Consider the following 18,889-nt stretch of genomic DNA (forward strand, 5'->3'; position numbering starts at 1 on the left):
GTTCAGTTTTCTTTCAAAGATTTTTCTACTAAGGTTCGAAATAACTACAAGAATATTAAACCACTTCCGCTTTCTTCTTATAATTCGTAATAAAAACACCAGCAATAATCAAAACAGTTGCAACAATTAAATCTATACCTACATGTTCATTTAAAATTAACCATCCCAAAAATATTGCGATAACTGTATTAAAATAAGTGAGGATAGATACTTCGGACGCAGAAACCTTTTTCAACGCGTAGTGATAGCAGAAATAACCAAGCACCGAGCCAAATACCGCAAGGTAAACTGCAGCAAAGATACTTTCGGTTTTCCAGGAGCTTACCTCAGCCTCACCAGAAAAAATCAAGGCTAAGCCCAGTTGAACAATTGCAGAGAATACAAATTGATAAAAAAGATTTAAAAATATGTACTGCGGTTTCCCGCTATGTTTTTTCGAATAAATGGTACCGATTGTCCACCCTGAAACGGCGATCACTAATGACAAAATTCCATTTCTGTAGCCCGGTTCTAGCAAGTCGCTAATACCATCCCGAAAAATGAAGACGATTCCAAGGAAACCGACAAATACACCAATAAAACCTTTTAAGCTCGGTTTTTGAATCCCCAGGAAAACGCATCCTAGAAAAACCAGAAGAGGCGAAGTGGCGTTTATCAAAGAGGTTAATCCACTAGGGATCGTTTTTTCGGCGACGGTGGTCATGCCATTCGCAATTACAACCATCAAAATAGAAAGCAATATTTGCCTTTTAAAACTTGCCCATCCTATCCACTTTAATTCTTTTTGTTTGATAAGGATGATTAGAATAATTAAAGATGCAATTGTTTGGCGAATGGCTGTTACGTACCACGCCGGAATACTCTCTACGGCAACACGAATACCCAGATAGGTTGTTCCCCAAATTAAGGCAACGCCAGTTAAGGCAAGGATAAGTTTTAAATCTATTTTGGATTTCATGGTTGGTTAGAAGTTTGCCACGGAAACACAGAAAACACGGAAATAAAATTAAGTTTCCGTTTTTCGTGGCCAATAAAAATTTTGATAGGAAAAATCTGTGAATCTGTGGCTAAACAATATTTGCGTTCACCAATATCTGCTCCATTTCCCGCTGCAGTTTCAAAGCCTCTTCTCTTGCCTTTTCTGCAAAATCTTCGCCGTTACTTGCATAAATAATTCCCCGTGAAGAATTAATTAATAATCCGCATTGCGAATTTAAACCGTATTTACAAACTTCCTGCAGATCTCCTCCTTGTGCACCGACACCCGGAACCAAGAGAAAATGGTTTGGAGCCAGTTTGCGTACATCTGCAAAAGCAGAACCACGGGTTGCGCCAACCACGTACATCATTTGTTCATCGCTTGCCCATTGTTGTGAGGTTTTTAATACCTTTTCAAAAAGTCTATCCTCGCCAATTTGCTGTAATTGGAAATCGGCATGACCAGAATTTGAGGTTAAGGCTAAAAGAATAACCCATTTATCTTTAAAAGTTAGAAATGGTGTAACCGAATCGCTACCCATATACGGTGCAACGGTAACCGAATCGAAACTCATTTCGGATGATTGCTCATTAAAAAAAGTTTCTGCGTACATGGCAGAAGTATTGCCAATATCGCCACGTTTTGCATCAGCAATAGAAAAAATATCTTGTGGAATATATTTCCAGGTTTCAATTAGAGTTTCCCAACCTTTCTTACCATAACACTCATAAAAAGCGGTGTTTGGTTTATAAGCAACACACAAATCTTTTGTCGCATCAATAATCTGTTTATTAAATTCCAAAATCGGATTTTCGTATCTCAGCAAGTGTTTTGGAATTTTATCCAATGAAGAATCCAATCCGACACATAAAAATGAACGCTTTTTTTGTATCTGCTCGAAAAGTTGTTGCTTAGTCATATAAGTGCTTATTTGGTGCAAATATGAGGTTTTTTAAGTTTTTAGAACTACAAAAATATCTTCACATACATTATTTTTATAAACATTTTAAACTTTTTCTTGCGGATTACGTTTCAAATACATACAATTGCAACATAATTCTCAACCGTTTATCTGAATATCCCAGAAAAATTTTATCAAGACTTGTTTTTTGTTACCATTTTTTAAAAGCGAAAATCGTTTTTATTCAGCTCGTAAACATTTATGAAACATTTTGAGTATATCTATTAACCAACTCATCACAGTTTTATAGCCTTAAGAATTTATACACAAAAAAACCGCTGGGCTTACGCAATCACAAGAGAAGCCTTTGCACATTTTATGACAGGAAGCATCCGTTGTAAACAAATGAAAAATTTCTTGAAACATATATATTTAGAATGTTTAGTAAAACAGAATTAAATGATAAGCTCACACCAGAATTACGTGAGCTTGCAAAATCTTATGGCATTGAAGGTGCCGAATCCCTTAGAAAAATTGACCTTGTTGAAGTACTGTTACACCAGCAAGAAATTATAGATGCAGCTAAAGCAGGCACGGGCGCAGACCCATATAGCGAAAGCGAACCGGTTGCTGTTGCTCCTGCTCCAAAAACTAAAGCCGCTAAAGCTGAAAAAACTCCAAAAGTTGCTGCATCAGCCACTGCTGCTCCTTCTACTCCAGAAAAACCGGTTAAAAAAAGAGCAAGATTAAGTAAAGATGAACCTGCAGCTCCAATTGAAAGAAGAAGAGATTCGGTTACTTTGTTTGATGAACCGCAACACCAACAACAACCAGAAAGACAACCAGACAGAATTGTTGAATCGGAAGACGGTGGAAGCAAACCAATTTCTGCTTTAATTGAAGAATCAGCGGAAGTGATTCCTGCGGCTCCGAGACAAAAACAAGAGCCAAGAGAAAAGCAAGAAAAACCACAACGCGAAGATAACCGCCAGCAAAAACAACCTGGAGGCGGTAACCACCACAAAAACGAAAACAGTTATTCTAACTTAGATTTCGATAACGTAATTACAAACGAGGGCGTTTTAGAAATTATGCCTGATGGTTACGGTTTCTTACGCTCTGCAGATTACAACTACTTAACCTCTCCTGATGATATTTACGTATCTCAATCTCAAATTAAACTTTTTGGTCTAAAAACCGGCGATACCGTAAAAGGAAGTATCCGTCCACCGAAAGAGGGCGAAAAATATTTCCCATTAGTTCGTGTAGAAACCATTAATGGAAGAATCCCTGCAGAAGTTCGTGACCGCGTACCATTTGATTATTTAACACCACTTTTTCCAACTGAAAAACTAAATCTTTTTACGGATAACAGCAACTACTCTACCCGTATTATGGATTTGTTTACACCAATTGGTAAAGGACAACGTGGATTAATTGTAGCACAACCAAAAACCGGTAAAACGAATTTATTAAAAGAGGTTGCAAATGCAATTGCTAAAAATCATCCAGAAGTTTATTTAATTATTCTTTTAATTGATGAGCGCCCGGAAGAGGTTACAGATATGGCTCGTAGCGTAAGGGCTGAGGTTATTGCCTCTACTTTCGATGAGCCAGCTGAACGACACGTAAAAATTGCCAACATCGTTTTAGAAAAATCCAAGCGTTTGGTAGAAAGCGGACACGATGTGGTTATCCTTCTAGATTCGATTACACGTTTAGCACGTGCTTACAATACCACTGCTCCTGCTTCGGGTAAAATTTTATCTGGTGGTGTTGATGCTAATGCATTACATAAACCAAAACGTTTCTTTGGTGCTGCCCGGAACATCGAAAACGGCGGTTCTTTAACAATTTTAGCTACTGCATTAACCGATACAGGTTCTAAAATGGACGAAGTGATCTTCGAAGAATTTAAAGGAACTGGTAACATGGAGTTACAATTAGACCGTAAATTATCGAATAAACGTATCTTCCCTGCTATTGATATAACGGCTTCGAGTACTCGTAGAGATGATTTATTGCTAGACAGAGATATTCTACAACGTGTTTGGATTTTACGTAACCACCTGGCAGATATGAATAGCCAGGAGGCGATGGAATTTGTACAAGCTCAGATAAAAGGTACAAAAAGCAACGAAGAATTTTTAATTTCGATGAATAGCTAGTAGAGTGTTAAAAGTTAAAGGTTTAAAGTTGAAAGTTTTCTAAATGCGAATCCAGTCACTTTGAACCTTTAACTTTGTACTTTCAACTCAAAATAAATGAAAAGGCATATCCCTAATGCGATTACCTGTGCAAATCTGTTTTCTGGTTGTATCGGAATCGTTTTTGCTTTTAAAGGCGATCTACAAACTGCTGCCTATTTCGTCATTCTTTCGGGCATTTTCGATTTTTTTGATGGAATGGTTGCCCGATTATTGAATGTAAAGTCGGCGATTGGAAAAGATTTGGACTCGTTGGCAGACATGGTAAGTTTTGGTTTTTTACCAGGCGTGATTATGTTTCAGCTGCTAAAAACCAGTGATTATACTTCTGAATATTTACCCTATTTAGGTTTCTTTATTACTGTTTTTTCAGCCTTGCGATTAGCAAAATTTAATAATGATGAGCGTCAAACCGAAGATTTTATTGGCTTAAATACGCCAATGAATACGCTGTTTATCTGTTCGTTACCGTTTATTGCGACCGATTATCCTCAGGTAATTGGTTCCACGATGCTATTAGTTGCTATCACCGCGATTACCAGCTTTCTTTTGATTAGTGAGATCAAAATCTTCTCTTTGAAGTTTAGCGATTTTAGCTGGGCAAAAAATAAAATCAAGTTTATCTTTCTAATAATATCAGCTGTGCTAATTGCAGTTTTACAATTTGCCGCCATTCCTTTTGTTTTGGTACTCTATATCAGTTTATCAATCCTGCATTTTAGACGTGCTGGCCGCAGCAATATAATAAGTTCGAAATAGTTGCAAGGTATTTACTTCATGCTCATGCTGAATTTGTTTCAGCACCTCTTTCATTAAATACATTGAAATAAATTCACGGGAACGCCTGCTGTAACTTAATCCTGATTAATAATTTGAATTAAAGCCAAACTTGGGCTTTTAAAAAATCAGTTATCACTTAGATTGAATATCCTTCTTAGCGACTTCCAATTGAGCATAAATCTCGACTAACAAGGCTTTCAAGCGTTCAACATCTGGGGGGATTTGCTCCACCGCGATCTGATTTCGGGCATTATCTTCGATAGACTGAACAAAATCTTTAACATCGCTCCGCCCCACATAGCTAAATGTGGGCTTAATTTTATGCGCACAATTGCCAACCTTATCCCAATTTTCACTTGATAAAGCATCTTCCAACTCCGCCAGATAAAAAGGCGTTTGTTCAATAAACGTGTCAAAAACTTCGATCATAAATTCTGGATTATGACCAACCATTTCTTTAAGATATGATAAATCTAAGGGATGATTATCATGATTCTCTTGCATATAACAAAGCTAGATATTTACAATTTCTTAACGTCTAATTTATCTGTAATATTTTCAAAAATATCTAAAATAGTTTTCCCCAAAATGGGATGTATCACACCTGGGGCAATTTCAGCCAGGGGAGCCATAACAAATCTTCTTTCTTGCATATGCGGATGAGGAACCTGAAGCTTATTTTCGATATCAATAACCTCATTTCCATATAGAATTAAATCAATATCAATTAAACGCTCTCCCCATTTATCTTTCCTAACTCTACCTAAATTTTTTTCTATCTCCAGTGCCTTGTTTAAAACTTCAATAGCAGTAAAGTTAGTCTCAACGGCTACGGCTTGATTTAAAAATGAGGGTTGATCAGTTTTGCCCCATGCTGCAGTTTCATACAAAGCAGAAATGGAAACTACTGAGCCTATATTTTCTGCTGTGAGTGCAATTGCTTTACGCAAATTATCTTCTCTATCACCCAAATTTCCTCCCAGTAACAAATAAGCGGTTTGGTACTCTAAAGCCGTATTAAGCATCATGTATTTTTATATCTTTACGGCACAAAATTAACATTTAAATGAAAGATTTTTTCAAGTATCTATTTGCCTCAATGCTAGGATTTTTCCTATCAGCAGTTATTGTTTTCATCATCATCTTTGTAATTATCGTTGGTGCTATTTCTTCCATCGACAGTGATAAAACCGTTACTGTATCGAACAACTCGGTACTATTTTTAAACTTAGACCAACCCATTACAGAACGTACTCCGAAAAATCCGTTTGGAAATCTGCCCATTGTTGGCGGTAGCGAAAAAGACGGAATTGGTTTAAATGATTTGTTAAAATCTATCCAAAGGGCTAAAACTGATGATAATATTAAATGTATTTATTTGAATGTGAGCAGTCCGAATGCTGGTTTTGCCACTATGCGTGAGGTGAGAAATGCTTTAATTGATTTCAAAAAATCACATAAAAAAATTATTGCTTACAGTGAGGTTTTTACCCAAGGCGCATATTATCTCGCGTCTGCTGCTGATAAAGTTTATTTAAATCCCGAAGGAGCTTTGGAATTTAAAGGTTTTAGTTCTGAACTCACATTTTTTAAAGGTACGCTGGAAAAAGTAGGCGTAGAAATGCAGGTGATTCGTGTTGGCAATTACAAAAGTGCTGTCGAACCTTTCATTCTAGATAAAATGAGTGATTATAACCGCAAACAAGTTACCGCTTATGTGGGTGGTTTGTACAATACATTTTTAACTGATATTGCTAAAAGCAGAGATATTCAAAAAGATAGTTTGTACAAAATTGCCGATGATTACAGAGTTAGAGAACCTCAGGATGCGGTTAATTTTAAAATGGTTGATGCATTAAAATATAAAGATCAAATTTTAGAAGAATTAAAAGGATTATCAGGCAGAACCAGAGGCGAAAATGTACGTACAGTTTCTATTAATGATTATGTTAAAAACAATACCGACACGGGTTCTGGAAAGGATAAAGTCGCTGTAATTTATGCCAATGGAGAAATTAGTGGCGGCGAGGGCAACGATAATCAAATTGGTTCAGAACGCATCTCGAGAGCAATTCGTAAAGCTCGTTTAGATGATGACATTAAAGCAGTTGTAATCCGCGTAAATTCTCCTGGCGGTAGTGCACTAGCATCGGATGTGATATGGAGGGAAATCGTTTTAACAAAAAAGGAAAAACCCGTTATCGCTTCATTTGGTGATGTTGCGGCATCTGGCGGTTATTACATCGGCTGTGCTGCCGATAGCATTTTTGTTCAGCCAAACACTATAACCGGCTCTATTGGTGTATTTGGCCTCATTCCAAATTTTCAAAACTTGATGACCAACAAATTGGGAATTACTTTCGACGGTGTCAAAACTGGGAAATATGCTGATATTATGGCAACCAACCGCCCGATGACAGCTGGAGAAAGATTCATTATTCAAAATGAATTAAACAGAATTTATAGTGGTTTTGTAAGTCGCGTGGCAGATGGCAGAAAGAAAAGCAAAGCTTATATTGATAGCATCGGTGGTGGCCACGTTTGGATTGGAACCGACGCCGTTCAAATTGGTTTGGCTGATAGAATTGGAAGTTTCAACGATGCGATTAAAGCTGCAGCAAAAAAAGCAAAAATAAAGGAATACAAAGTGGTAGAATACCCTGATGTTGTCGATCCTTTGAAATCGTTTATGGATGAAAGTACAGACAGGATCAAGACTTACTACACCAAGCAAGAGTTGGGCGATAATTATATGCTTTATCAGCAAATGAAAAAAGTTATTGCCAGTTCAGGAATTCAGGCAAGAATGCCCTTTGAAACAGTTATAAAGTAATATTTAATGTAAAAAGTAAGAGAGATGATGGAATCGACCAACTTCCTTCTTACTTTTTCTATTTTTCCTAATCCCATTTTCAATTCTCGATTCCCTATCCCCTATTACAACTTATTCAATCATTTTCCACTCCGGATGTAAAGTCAAATAAGTTCCATTAACCGATTGATTCATCGGATGAACCGTTATAGAAATACTTTTTCCTTTCAAAAACTCAAATCCAATACCGTCTTGCTTGGCATCGTAAACGGTTACAGTATCTTTTTGCTCATTTAAATAAGTAGAAATTCGTTCCATAGCAGGGAATTTCAATTTCGTGTCCGATTCATTTAATCCAACAGTAAAACCATCTTGGGTTTTGTACTTCCATGAAGTAATTCTAATCTGTTTCACATCTTTCACTCGCATGGTCGAATCTCGATAAGATGAATAAACAGCAATTTCATCTCTTTGTCCACCTACAGAATCTTTATTAAACCAAATACCCCATGCCTTGCCCATTGCCGCATCGCCAGCATCAGGTTTACCAAGCAACGCTCCTACTTTTTCCATATTTTCACCCAGAGAAACTTCACCCACTGAGCGACCAGGAACAATCAAATAGCGAGAATCGACTATGCGGCCTGGACCCGATTCAATACTTTCTATCGAATCGGTTTTATGCTGAGAGTTTTGCGAAGATTGACAAGCTGCCATACTAATGGTCAAGCCAAGAAGGATGATTTTTGAGGATTTCATGACTCTAGAACAACACATTAATTAATTCTGTTTGAAAAAATACCGCTCCCAAAAGTTTTAACGCTTTATTTCATAATTTTACAGCTTATGGAAAACAAAACCATCGCCCGTAGTTTACGCCTCTTATCGCAGTTAATGGAATTACATGAAGTAAATCCATTCAAAATAAAATCAATAGCCAATGCTTATTTTAAGGTTGATAAACTCCCTTTTGCACTTAAAGACAAACCTTTAGATGAGATCGATAAAATCGATGGCATTGGTAAAAGTTTGGCAGGAAAAATCATCGAATTATTGCAAACCGGCGAACTTAAAGAACTAAACGATATTATAGGAGAAACACCCGAAGGCGTTGTAGAAATGCTCGGTATCAAAGGGATTGGTCCGAAGAAAATTTTAATTATTTGGCGAACCTTAGGCATTGAAAGTATTGGAGAACTTTATTATGCCTGCAACGAAAACCGATTAATTGAGGCGAAAGGTTTTGGCCTAAAAACACAAGAAGAGATTAAAAATGCTATTGAGTTTAAGCTGGCAGCAAACGGCAGATTCCTTTACGCTCAAGTGGAAGGCTTTGCAAACACCATATACGCACAAATCTCCGAATGGTTAATTAAAGTTGATAACCATTCTTCCTTAGGCTTTGCAGGTCAATTTCGCCGTGCCTGCGAAATTATTGATGAGTTGGAATTTGTAATCGGTGCTGAACAGGTAGAGGAAGTACAAACCAGCCTGGAAACTTTTGAACCGCTTTCGTTAATCCTCGGCGAAGATTGTTTCATTACGACAACCGAAGCTGGTTTGAGAATTAAAGTTTTTGTTGTTGATAAATCTGATTTCTATTTAGAATGGTTTAAACTGACGGGAAATACCGAACACGTTGAACAGGTCTTAAAATTGGCTGGCGATGGTCATTTTAAAAGTGAAGAGGCTATTTACAGTAAAGCTGGATTAGCATTTATTGAGCCTGAACTGCGTGAGGGTTTAGATGAATTGGCATTAGCCAGAGAAAACAATCTACCCAAACTCATCACGGACGAAGACTTAAAAGGAAGTTTGCATAATCATTCTATGTGGAGCGATGGAGTTCATACGCTCGAGCAGATGGCGGTATATTGCAAAGACACACTGAACTTACAATATTTAGGCATCTGCGACCACTCGAAAACAGCAGTTTATGCGAAAGGGTTAAATGAGCAACGTGTTTTTGCACAACATCTGGAAATTGATGAGTTGAACAAAAAACTATCACCTTTTAAAATTTTTAAAGGGATTGAAAGTGATATATTGACTGATGGTTCTTTGGATTATTCTGATGAGGTGCTTAAAACTTTCGATTTTGTGGTGGCCTCGGTGCATAGCAATCTTCGAATGGATGAAACCAAAGCGACTGCCCGGTTATTAAAAGCAATTGAAAATCCCTACACTACTATTTTGGGACACCCAACAGGGCGTTTACTGTTAAGCAGAGCAGGTTACCCGATTGATTATAAAAAAATTATTGATGCTTGTGCTGCTAATAAGGTCGTTATCGAAATTAATGCAAATCCTTTACGATTGGATTTAGATTGGCGTTGGCATCGTTGCGCTTTGGAAAAAGGCGTGTTGCTTTCGGTAAACCCCGATGCTCACAGAACTGAGGGATTCCACGACATGCGTTACGGAATTTTAGTGGCTCGCAAAGGTGGATTAAGCGCCGATAAATGTCTAAATGCTTTTTCTTTAGAGGAAATAACGGAATATTTTAACGCTAAAAAAGGTTAGCCGCAGATTTGCAGATTAAATTTTGTTTTGTAAATAACCACAGATAGATAAGATAACCACAGATATTCTTTCAGGATTTAACTATTCCTCAATCTCTGTTCATCTGTGAAAATCTGTGGTAAAAATCCCTAACTTTGCCTCATGATCAGTGAAATTGCCAACCGCATCTTTAATGAAGTAATTACAGATTACCATAAGTTTGATGATATCGACCATCCGGTTGAAAATCCATATGATGCCGAGACCTTAGAACACCTTTTCTACATCAAAAACTGGATTGACACCGCTCAATGGCATATGGAAGATGTAGTTCGTAACCCACAGATCGACCCTGTTGACGGCCTGAAATGGAAGAGACGTATTGATGCCCAAAACCAGGTGCGTACCGACATGGTAGAGTTTATAGATGGATATTTCTTGAATCTTTATCGCGGGATTTCGGCTTTGCCAGATGCGAAAATCAACACGGAAAGTCCCGCTTGGGCAATAGACAGGCTTTCCATTTTGGCTTTGAAAATCTACCACATGCAGGAAGAAGCAGAACGAGAAAGTGCATCAGCAGAACACCGTGAGCAATGTCAAACAAAGCTCAATGTTTTATTATCGCAACGTGAGGATTTATCGACAAGCATAGATGAACTATTAGCTGATATTGAGGCTGGCAAAAAGTACATGAAAGTTTATAAACAAATGAAAATGTATAACGACCCTAGCCTAAATCCGGTGTTGTACAACAGTAAAGTATAACTGCGGGTATATGATTAAAAAATCATTTTTCTGGATATTTGCTTTAGTATTGCTGTTTACGAGTTGCCAAAGTGGCACCAGTTTGGAGATAGAAAAAGATGAGTATCCAGAAATACCTTGTTTTCCAAAAATAACGGGTAAGAAACTTTACTTAAAACCAGTTGAAGTTGATAGTTTAAATTTAGATTCTGCCGGCTCATCTGGTGCGTTTAAAAGCTATGATGATTCGTTCATAAATCATAATGACTCATCTTTTAACACGTATTATTCTATCGTTATAGCAAAAACGAAATCTGCAACTTTTAAGGAAGGTTTCCCACAAGGTGATGTTGATTCCCCTATTCGAATGCATTACTACACAATAGCTTTTGAAGGTTTAAATGCGAAAACGAAAATCGATTTTACTAAACAGCTTTGTCCTAAAATAATAAGAATAAAACATAACGTGTATTTTCTTTATCAACCGAAAGGCGGCAAAACGCTGCAGGCTTATCAGTTATCAATTATAAAAGACAATGGTTAAAACGAGCAGGATTATCGTTTTACGTTTTTCAGCTATGGGCGATGTAGCGATGGTAGCTTCTGTTTTGAAAGAATTTTCTCAGCAAAATCCTTCAGTGGAAATTATATTGGTCAGTCGTGAGGCTTTTAAACCATTTTTTGATGGCATTGAAAATTTAACTTTTCATGCCATTCAACCCAAAACCATCCACAAAGGCATTTCCGGACTGTATAAACTTTACAAAGAGCTACGAAGATATAAACCTACAGCTATTGCAGATTTGCATGATAATTTAAGAAGCAGAGCGATTTCAACTTTTTTTCGATTAACTGGTATTAAAATTAAGCGAATTGATAAAGGCAGAGCCGAGAAAAAAGCATTAACGCGTTCTGTAAATAAAATTTCTCAACCCTTACGAAAAACTGTAGAACGTTATGCTGATGTATTTCGTGAACTAGGTTTTGAGGTTAATCTGAGCCATAAGCTTAAAAAAAAGCCAAATAAATTACCGGTAAAAGCTGAGTATTTATTTAAAGATGAAACGAAAAAGAAACTGGGGATCTCCCCTTTTGCACAGCACATTTACAAGGTTTATCCATTAGAAAAAATGGAGGTAGTGATTGCTGGCTTATCTGCTTCGGGCTATGAAATTTTTATTTTCGGCGGTGGAAAAACCGAACAGACAACTGCTGAACAATGGGCCAAAATTTATCCAAATACCCATAATTTAATTGGCAATTTTAACCTTACAGAAGAGCTTGCGATTATTTCAAACTTGGATTTGATGCTCAGTATGGATTCGTCAGGTATGCATATGGCCTCATTGGTGGGTGTTCCTGTTGTTTCTGTTTGGGGACCGACACATCCTTATGCGGGGTTTTTAGGCTATGGTCAGTTGGAAAGCGATTGTATCCAAGTTGACCATCCTAATCGGCCAAATTCTATTTATGGAAACAAATCATGTATGTGTGGTGTTGAGAGCTGTATGGATTTAATAAATCCTGAAACGATTTTAAATAAAATTAAAGAAAAACTAAATGGCTAAGCAATTATTATTGGTTCGTCACGGAAAATCAGACTGGGCAAATTTAGATTTAAAAGATTTTGATCGTCCGTTGAATAAACGTGGTAAAGAGAATGCGCCAGAAATGGCAGAACGCTTGATCAATAAGGGGTTCAAATTCGATTTGATGGTAAGCAGTCCGGCAAAGCGAGCGAAATCTACAGCAAAATTCTTTGCTGAAGCTTATCAAATTGATGATATTCAATATGAGGAGGCCATTTACGAGGCAAATACCAATACGCTTTTGAATGCAGTAAACAGTTTGAATGATGAGGCAGATACTGTGGTTATGTTTGGTCATAACCCTGGGTTTACTGATTTGGCAAATGAACTAAGCGACGCTGATATTGCCAACATCCCAACAGCAGGCATGGTGTTAATATCTTTTCCTTTCGATTCATGGAAGATGGTGAGCAGAGAAACTGGGGATTTGGTGTTTTTTGACTATCCGAAGAATACGGATGAGCTGTAAGGTTATGCAACGGAACACGGAAGAATAAATCGTCATTTCGACCGAAGTGGAAATCTGATTGTCTGGTAGATTTATTGTAGCTGCCCAAAGCTTTTTTTTGCAATGTCTAAAAAAATCTCATTGTCATGCTGAGGAACGAAGCATCTGCAACCTATGGAACAGATTCTTCGTTCCTCAGACTGACAGGAGTTTAAAAACTTGAAGTGATAGCAGGGCTGAAAAACCAAAAGGATCACCAACCCTTCATTTCCAAATAAAATTTAAAATCGTAACCCTAAAATCGTAATTTTAATTATCTTTGAACTATAAATAACGAAAGTCCGGCAATAGACATTTCGGTGAATTCATAACCTCATCTCCTCTGGTTATTTCATAATTCGTATCGCCGGAAGATTTATCCATTAAATTATCTGTACATGAATTTTGATTATAATACTACGCGTAGCCATTTGATTTTATCAGAATATGGCCGCAACGTTCAGAATATGGTGAAGTATATTTGCGAATTACCAACTATTGAGGAACGTAATAAATATGCCCAGGCGGTGATCGACCTGATGGGATTTTTGCAACCGCACTTACGTGATGTTGCCGATTTTAAACATAAACTTTGGGATCACTTGCACATTATTTCTGGCTATCAGATTGATGTGGAAAGCCCTTACCCAAAACCTTTACCGGAAAATGCTTTTAAAAAACCAGAGCCACTTCCTTATCCTCAGCAACGGATTACCTACAAACATTACGGTAAAACGGTCGAGAATTTGATTGAAAAAGCGATGCGAGAGGAAAATCCGGAGCACAAAAAAGCAATGGTTCAGGGAATCGCAAACTTTATGAAAATGGCTTACGTTACCTGGAACAAGGATAATGTAAGCGATGACACGATAATCAAAGATTTGAAATATCTTTCTGGCGGATTATTATCGCTTGATGAGGGCGTGAACTTGGCTAAAGTAGAGTTTAGAGCTCAGAATCCTCGTCAGAATACTAATAATAATAACCGCGGAAGAACGAATAACAACAATAATAATAACGGCAAAAACCGTCAAAACAATAATAGCAATAATAATCGCGGACGAAACAATAATAATAAACCTAAATATTAAAGGTAAAGGGTAAAATGGTTGAAGGCGGAAGGTGAAAAAGAAGAAGTTGGCGGCAGAATTAAGTTTAGCCACCCAATCTTGATACTTGCGACCAGATACTTGATACTAATTACTAAATACTAAAAGATATATGAACGCATTTGAAATAACAGGCGGAATTAAATTAAAAGGCGAAATCACTCCTCAAGGTGCCAAAAACGAGGCCTTACAGATTCTATCTGCAGTTTTACTTACACAAGAAAAAGTAACCATCAGCAATATTCCTGATATTAAAGATGTAAATAAACTGATTGAACTTTTGGGCGATTTGGGTGTCGCTGTTGAGCGCATCGACAAAGACACTTATACCTTCGAAGCAAAAGACATTAATTTAAATTTCTTTGAATCGGACACTTTTAAAGCTAAGGGTGGTGGTTTAAGAGGTTCAATTATGATTGTTGGTCCGTTGTTGGCACGTTTTGGTAAAGCTGCAATTCCTAAACCTGGTGGCGATAAAATCGGTCGAAGAAGATTGGATACGCACTTTATCGGTTTCGAAAAATTAGGTGCAAAATTCATTTATGATAGTAAAAAAGCTTTCTTCAATGTTGATGCTACTGATTTAAAAGGTGCTTATATTTTGTTAGATGAGGCTTCGGTTACCGGAACAGCGAATATTGTGATGGCTGCTGTTTTAGCAAAAGGTACCACAACAATTTATAATGCTGCATGCGAACCTTATTTGCAGCAACTTTGTAAAATGCTGAATCGCATGGGTGCTAAAATATCTGGTATTGGTTCGAATTTGTTAACCATTGAGGGTGTTAAGGTTTTAGGTGGAACAGAACACAGAATGTTACCTGATATGATTGAGATTGGCTCTTTCATTGGAATGGCAGCAATGACTGAATCTGAAATCACTATTAAAAACGTTTGTTATGATGAACTTGGCGTAATACCAGAAGTATTTAAGAAACTAGGTATTAAATTAGAACGTAGAGGTGATGATATCTATGTGCCATCGCAAAAGCATTATGAAATCGATACTTTTATCGATGGATCGATTTTAACGATTGCTGATTCTCCATGGCCAGGATTCACTCCCGATTTATTGAGTATTGTTTTGGTTGTGGCTACACAAGCAAAAGGAAACGTTTTAATTCATCAAAAAATGTTTGAGAGTCGTTTATTCTTTGTGGATAAATTGATTGACATGGGCGCTCAAATTATTCTTTGTGATCCACACCGTGCTACTGTTAATGGTATTGATAAAAAATACAAACTTCGCGGTATCAGCATGACCTCTCCAGATATTAGAGCAGGAGTTTCGTTGTTAATCGCCGCCCTTTCTGCTGAAGGTAAATCAACTATTTACAACATTGAGCAAATTGAGCGTGGTTACCAGGATATTGATACGCGTTTAAGAGCTTTAGGTGCGCAGATTAAGCGTGTAAACGCTGATGCGCCAAGCCATTAAAGGTTTAGAGAGTTAAAAGTTGAAGGTTTAAAGTTGAAAGACTGATGCTGATAGACTAAAGAAAAATAGCATCATGCAAAAACGCCCGGGTAAAAATTACCCGGGCTTTTTTTTTAATTCTCGTCATTTTGAGGTACGAAGCAATCTCTTGTAGCAGCACTATTTGGAAACCAAAGCATTAAGATTGCTTCGTGCCTCGCAATGACGAGCGTGTGAGATACCCTTACCCCGATATCGCGTTTATAATATCATACTGCGTGATAATTTCAATTTTCCCTGATTCATCCTCTACCAAAACGGCTGAATTTTCTTTGTTAATCAAGGATGAAATTTTATCAATCGAGGTATTCAAATCAACGAAAGGGAAAGTAGCCGTCATGATTTCTGAAATTGGTGCAGATTTCAGTCCCGGGTTTTCAAGTAAAGCAGTTAAAATATCACTCTCGGCAATTTTGCCTACAATCATTCCCTGTTGTGTTACCGGAATTTGCGAAATATTCATCGATTTTATCGTATTGATCGCCTCTAAGACAGACTTCGTTGCATCAAGCGTTACAATTTCTGTAGCTTCCTTTTTTGCAAGAATTAATTTTGCTGTTAGTTTTTCATCTTGTAAAAAACCTCGTTCGCGTAACCAATCTTCATTGTACATTTTGCCCATATAACGGCTACCGTGGTCGTGAAAAATAACCACTACAACATCTTCTGGTTTTAATTTATCCTTCAATTGAATTAATCCACCAATTGCTGCGCCGGCAGAGTTTCCAACAAAAATACCTTCTTTACGAGCGATATCGCGGGTCATTAAAGCGGCGTCTTTATCGGTTACTTTTTCAAATAAATCAATTACATCGAAGTTTACATTGGCCGGTAAAAAATCTTCGCCAATTCCTTCAGTGATGTATGGATAGATTTCATCTTTATCAAAAATGCCAGTTTCCTTATATTTTTTGAAAACTGAACCATAAGTATCGATTCCCCAAATCTGAATGTTCGGATTTTTCTCTTTCAGATATTTACCTGTACCAGAAATTGTGCCCCCGGTACCTACACCTACAACCAAGTGAGTAATTTTTCCTTCAGTTTGTTCCCAAATTTCTGGACCAGTTTGTTCATAGTGAGCGGCAGTATTTGCCAAATTATCATATTGATTTGGCTTCCATGAATTAGGAACTTCACGCTCTAAACGAGAAGAAACAGAGTAATAAGAACGCGGATCTTCCGGCTCTACATTTGTTGGACAAACAATAACCTCGGCACCAAAAGCACGTAAAGCATCTACTTTTTCTTTCGATTGTTTGTCAGTTGTAGTGAAAATACACTTGTAACCTTTGATAATGGCAGCCATCGCCAAGCCCATACCTGTATTTCCTGATGTTCCCTCAATAATGGTTCCACCAGGTTTTAACTTACCACTTTTCTCTGCATCTTCAATCATTTTTACCGCCATGCGATCTTTGATTGAATTACCTGGATTGGTAGTTTCTATTTTTGCCAAAATTGTTCCAGGAACACCTTTTGTAATTGTATTTAATTTCACCAATGGCGTATTACCAATGGTTTCTAATATGTTATTGTACCACATGATACAAAATTAAGCAAAGCTATTAACTATTTTACAAACTATATTTTATTTAAAATATAATTTTTATAAACTCATTTTAATGAAATTTTATTCTATAATCTATCAATAAGATAGGTATTATAGATTGATTATTAGGCAAAATGCAATATTGGTTTTAGGTTAGCCGCAAATTCGCAGACTAAAAATCACTTATAACTTCGAAATAATTACAATTAATAAGATGCTGAAATGAATTCAGCATCACGACAGCATAAAAATTTGCGAATCTGCGGCAAACTTAAGCCAACTTATAAACCTTACCAGGCAATGAAACAATTATCCCTTGCATTTCTAAAGTGAGAATAACTATGGCCAATTTGCTTTGCTGAATAGCCAATGAAATACAAAGTTCATCAATAGAAAGTTGACCGCTTTGTAAAGTATCAACTACTTTCTGCTCATTTGCAGTAAGATTGAGCTGTAAAGTAGTTTGTGCTTGTTTCTTCTTTTCTTTCACTTCATCATCCCAGCCTAAATAATAAATCAAATCATTTGCATTGTTAATCAACCCTGCCCTATTGGTCTTAATTAAAAAGTTGCAACCTTCAGAAAAAGCATCATTTGTTCTACCTGGAAAAGCATAAACATCTTTATTGTAAGAGTTTGCAATTTCTGCTGTAATTAACGCCCCACCTTTAATGGATGCCTCAACAACAATTGTGGCATCGGCAATGCCAGCAATAATTCTATTTCTCTGTGGAAAATTTTGTCTATCGGGATTTGTCAATGTTGGAAACTCGGAAAGTAGGCCACCGTTTAAAACCATTTTCTGAGAAACTGGTTTATGAATTTGCGGATATAACCGATCTAATCCATGCCCTAACACACCAACGGTCGGAATATCATTGGCAATGCATTCTTTGTGAGCGGTAACATCGATACCATAAGCGAGACCACTAACAATTAAAACATTATAAGGCGCTAACACTTCGCAAAGCTGCTTACATAAAGTTTTGCCATAATCAGTTGCATTACGAGTACCTACAATGCTAATAATTCTTGAGTGATTCAAATCTGCTTTACCTTTAAAGTAAAGTAAAATCGGAGAATCAAAACAGTTTTTTAAGCGTTTTGGATAATTTTCATCTGTAAAAAAAAGAACTTCAATTCCATGCTTTTCAATAAATTTTAGCTCTTCAGCTGCTCGTTTTAAAGCATCAGTATTCAATATTGCGTCAACAGTTTTCTCACCAATACCTGGAATTTGAAGCAATTGATTTTTTGTAGCAGAAAAAACAGCTTCAGCGCTGCCACAATAGGCTAATAAATTTTTGGCATTTACCGGACCAATGGATTTAATGAAAGTTAAAGCAATTTTGTGAAGCGTACTCATTAATTTTTAGGCTAAGGTGAATAAATGCGGGATGATTTATTTCCTTAAAAAGACAACCTAAAAATCAATATCAATTAAACTCTTAATTGGGATATGAATATTATTTTTTAGCTGAATGTATTTTTCTGTTACTGCCCAAACCGTAGTGTCTACACGTTTAGGGCCAATTGTTGTGTTAAAAGTAATCACTGCTTTGGATTTGAACTCATTTCCAAGTCTTTGAGCCTCATCAAGTTTAGTTTTTAGTTCTTCTGTGTGATCTTCTTTTGCATTGATGATATTCAAATAGCTTAAATGTTCCTTTTCTACAATTTCTATTGGCATAGCTTCTCTTTAACGATTAATGTTAAACAAGCTTATTAATTTTTTCGAAGAAAAACA

The 18,889-nt window shown here is 36.8% G+C and carries 18 protein-coding genes; 10 read left to right on the forward strand and 8 right to left on the reverse strand.

The window, feature by feature from the left end; translation table 11 throughout:
- Positions 1 to 55: 55 nt before the first annotated feature.
- Positions 56 to 958, reverse strand: a complete 903-nt coding sequence (locus ACZZZC_RS16865) for a DMT family transporter (protein ID WP_463483210.1) — start codon at positions 956 to 958, stop codon at positions 56 to 58.
- A 109-nt stretch (positions 959 to 1,067) separates the two neighbouring features.
- On the reverse strand, positions 1,068 to 1,898 hold the full coding sequence (gene pyrF / locus ACZZZC_RS16870; RefSeq protein ID WP_463483211.1) for an orotidine-5'-phosphate decarboxylase: 831 nt from the start codon (positions 1,896 to 1,898) through the stop codon (positions 1,068 to 1,070).
- A 419-nt stretch (positions 1,899 to 2,317) separates the two neighbouring features.
- Here pyrF and rho point away from each other — a divergent pair, with 419 nt between their 5' ends.
- A complete protein-coding gene (gene rho / locus ACZZZC_RS16875; RefSeq protein ID WP_463483212.1) occupies positions 2,318 to 4,048 on the forward strand; it encodes a transcription termination factor Rho in 1,731 nt (576 codons plus the stop codon).
- A gap of 96 nt (positions 4,049 to 4,144) precedes the next feature.
- Complete coding sequence (gene pssA / locus ACZZZC_RS16880; protein WP_463483213.1) at positions 4,145 to 4,846, forward strand: CDP-diacylglycerol--serine O-phosphatidyltransferase; 702 nt, start codon at positions 4,145 to 4,147, stop codon at positions 4,844 to 4,846.
- A gap of 153 nt (positions 4,847 to 4,999) precedes the next feature.
- Here pssA and ACZZZC_RS16885 read toward each other — a convergent pair whose 3' ends face one another.
- Positions 5,000 to 5,371 carry an Hpt domain-containing protein gene (locus tag ACZZZC_RS16885; RefSeq protein WP_463483214.1) on the reverse strand — a complete coding sequence of 124 codons (372 nt, stop codon included), beginning with the start codon at positions 5,369 to 5,371 and terminating at the stop codon, positions 5,000 to 5,002.
- Between the two features lie 17 nt (positions 5,372 to 5,388).
- Positions 5,389 to 5,895, reverse strand: a complete 507-nt coding sequence (gene folK, locus ACZZZC_RS16890; protein ID WP_463483215.1) for a 2-amino-4-hydroxy-6-hydroxymethyldihydropteridine diphosphokinase — start codon at positions 5,893 to 5,895, stop codon at positions 5,389 to 5,391.
- Positions 5,896 to 5,933: 38 nt separating this feature from the next.
- Between folK and sppA the strand changes: the two genes are divergently transcribed.
- Positions 5,934 to 7,700, forward strand: a complete 1,767-nt coding sequence (sppA, locus tag ACZZZC_RS16895) for a signal peptide peptidase SppA (RefSeq protein WP_463483216.1) — start codon at positions 5,934 to 5,936, stop codon at positions 7,698 to 7,700.
- Between the two features lie 111 nt (positions 7,701 to 7,811).
- Here sppA and ACZZZC_RS16900 read toward each other — a convergent pair whose 3' ends face one another.
- Positions 7,812 to 8,438, reverse strand: coding sequence for a hypothetical protein (locus tag ACZZZC_RS16900; protein WP_463487736.1), 627 nt, complete (start codon positions 8,436 to 8,438; stop codon positions 7,812 to 7,814).
- An 87-nt stretch (positions 8,439 to 8,525) separates the two neighbouring features.
- On the opposite strand from ACZZZC_RS16900, the gene ACZZZC_RS16905 reads away from it, so the two are divergent.
- From ACZZZC_RS16905 to murA, 7 genes are all read left to right on the forward strand, one after another.
- Positions 8,526 to 10,202, forward strand: coding sequence for a helix-hairpin-helix domain-containing protein (locus tag ACZZZC_RS16905; protein ID WP_463483219.1), 1,677 nt, complete (start codon positions 8,526 to 8,528; stop codon positions 10,200 to 10,202).
- 141 nt (positions 10,203 to 10,343) lie between these two features.
- Entirely contained in the window at positions 10,344 to 10,949 is a 606-nt protein-coding gene (locus ACZZZC_RS16910) for a DUF4254 domain-containing protein (RefSeq protein ID WP_463483220.1), read from the forward strand.
- A 10-nt stretch (positions 10,950 to 10,959) separates the two neighbouring features.
- Positions 10,960 to 11,472, forward strand: a complete 513-nt coding sequence (locus ACZZZC_RS16915) for a hypothetical protein (protein ID WP_463483221.1) — start codon at positions 10,960 to 10,962, stop codon at positions 11,470 to 11,472.
- Positions 11,465 to 12,496 (forward strand): glycosyltransferase family 9 protein, encoded by a 1,032-nt coding sequence (locus tag ACZZZC_RS16920; protein WP_463483222.1) that lies wholly within the window; start codon positions 11,465 to 11,467, stop codon positions 12,494 to 12,496. The genes ACZZZC_RS16915 and ACZZZC_RS16920 overlap by 8 nt, the downstream gene beginning before the upstream one ends.
- Complete coding sequence (locus ACZZZC_RS16925) at positions 12,489 to 12,986, forward strand: SixA phosphatase family protein (RefSeq protein ID WP_463483223.1); 498 nt, start codon at positions 12,489 to 12,491, stop codon at positions 12,984 to 12,986. The genes ACZZZC_RS16920 and ACZZZC_RS16925 overlap by 8 nt, the downstream gene beginning before the upstream one ends.
- Positions 12,987 to 13,402: 416 nt before the next feature.
- The gene (locus ACZZZC_RS16930) at positions 13,403 to 14,095 is read left to right on the forward strand and encodes a DUF4290 domain-containing protein (protein ID WP_463483224.1); all 693 of its coding nucleotides are present in this window, start codon (positions 13,403 to 13,405) and stop codon (positions 14,093 to 14,095) included.
- Positions 14,096 to 14,225: 130 nt separating this feature from the next.
- The gene (gene murA, locus ACZZZC_RS16935; RefSeq protein WP_265798001.1) at positions 14,226 to 15,551 is read left to right on the forward strand and encodes a UDP-N-acetylglucosamine 1-carboxyvinyltransferase; all 1,326 of its coding nucleotides are present in this window, start codon (positions 14,226 to 14,228) and stop codon (positions 15,549 to 15,551) included.
- A gap of 223 nt (positions 15,552 to 15,774) precedes the next feature.
- On the opposite strand, the gene ACZZZC_RS16940 is transcribed toward murA, so the two are convergent.
- From ACZZZC_RS16940 to ACZZZC_RS16950, 3 genes are all read right to left on the reverse strand, one after another.
- A complete protein-coding gene (locus ACZZZC_RS16940) occupies positions 15,775 to 17,136 on the reverse strand; it encodes a pyridoxal-phosphate dependent enzyme (RefSeq protein WP_463483225.1) in 1,362 nt (453 codons plus the stop codon).
- A 277-nt stretch (positions 17,137 to 17,413) separates the two neighbouring features.
- Positions 17,414 to 18,508 (reverse strand): DNA-processing protein DprA, encoded by a 1,095-nt coding sequence (dprA, locus tag ACZZZC_RS16945; RefSeq protein ID WP_463483226.1) that lies wholly within the window; start codon positions 18,506 to 18,508, stop codon positions 17,414 to 17,416.
- A gap of 57 nt (positions 18,509 to 18,565) precedes the next feature.
- Positions 18,566 to 18,832, reverse strand: a complete 267-nt coding sequence (locus ACZZZC_RS16950; protein WP_056849724.1) for a hypothetical protein — start codon at positions 18,830 to 18,832, stop codon at positions 18,566 to 18,568.
- Positions 18,833 to 18,889 lie beyond the last annotated feature (57 nt).

The sequence above is a fragment of the Pedobacter sp. AC212 genome (assembly GCF_979258625.1).

Bases quoted from the DNA above. Each gene is read 5' to 3' on its own strand.
- ACZZZC_RS16865 (WP_463483210.1), bottom strand. From the start codon at position 958: ATGAAATCCAAAATAGATTTAAAACTTATCCTTGCCTTAACTGGCGTT.
- pyrF (WP_463483211.1), bottom strand. From the start codon at position 1,898: ATGACTAAGCAACAACTTTTCGAGCAGATACAAAAAAAGCGTTCATTT.
- rho (WP_463483212.1), top strand. From the start codon at position 2,318: ATGTTTAGTAAAACAGAATTAAATGATAAGCTCACACCAGAATTACGT.
- pssA (WP_463483213.1), top strand. From the start codon at position 4,145: ATGAAAAGGCATATCCCTAATGCGATTACCTGTGCAAATCTGTTTTCT.
- ACZZZC_RS16885 (WP_463483214.1), bottom strand. From the start codon at position 5,371: ATGCAAGAGAATCATGATAATCATCCCTTAGATTTATCATATCTTAAA.
- folK (WP_463483215.1), bottom strand. From the start codon at position 5,895: ATGATGCTTAATACGGCTTTAGAGTACCAAACCGCTTATTTGTTACTG.
- sppA (WP_463483216.1), top strand. From the start codon at position 5,934: ATGAAAGATTTTTTCAAGTATCTATTTGCCTCAATGCTAGGATTTTTC.
- ACZZZC_RS16900 (WP_463487736.1), bottom strand. From the start codon at position 8,438: ATGAAATCCTCAAAAATCATCCTTCTTGGCTTGACCATTAGTATGGCA.
- ACZZZC_RS16905 (WP_463483219.1), top strand. From the start codon at position 8,526: ATGGAAAACAAAACCATCGCCCGTAGTTTACGCCTCTTATCGCAGTTA.
- ACZZZC_RS16910 (WP_463483220.1), top strand. From the start codon at position 10,344: ATGATCAGTGAAATTGCCAACCGCATCTTTAATGAAGTAATTACAGAT.
- ACZZZC_RS16915 (WP_463483221.1), top strand. From the start codon at position 10,960: ATGATTAAAAAATCATTTTTCTGGATATTTGCTTTAGTATTGCTGTTT.
- ACZZZC_RS16920 (WP_463483222.1), top strand. From the start codon at position 11,465: ATGGTTAAAACGAGCAGGATTATCGTTTTACGTTTTTCAGCTATGGGC.
- ACZZZC_RS16925 (WP_463483223.1), top strand. From the start codon at position 12,489: ATGGCTAAGCAATTATTATTGGTTCGTCACGGAAAATCAGACTGGGCA.
- ACZZZC_RS16930 (WP_463483224.1), top strand. From the start codon at position 13,403: ATGAATTTTGATTATAATACTACGCGTAGCCATTTGATTTTATCAGAA.
- murA (WP_265798001.1), top strand. From the start codon at position 14,226: ATGAACGCATTTGAAATAACAGGCGGAATTAAATTAAAAGGCGAAATC.
- ACZZZC_RS16940 (WP_463483225.1), bottom strand. From the start codon at position 17,136: ATGTGGTACAATAACATATTAGAAACCATTGGTAATACGCCATTGGTG.
- dprA (WP_463483226.1), bottom strand. From the start codon at position 18,508: ATGAGTACGCTTCACAAAATTGCTTTAACTTTCATTAAATCCATTGGT.
- ACZZZC_RS16950 (WP_056849724.1), bottom strand. From the start codon at position 18,832: ATGCCAATAGAAATTGTAGAAAAGGAACATTTAAGCTATTTGAATATC.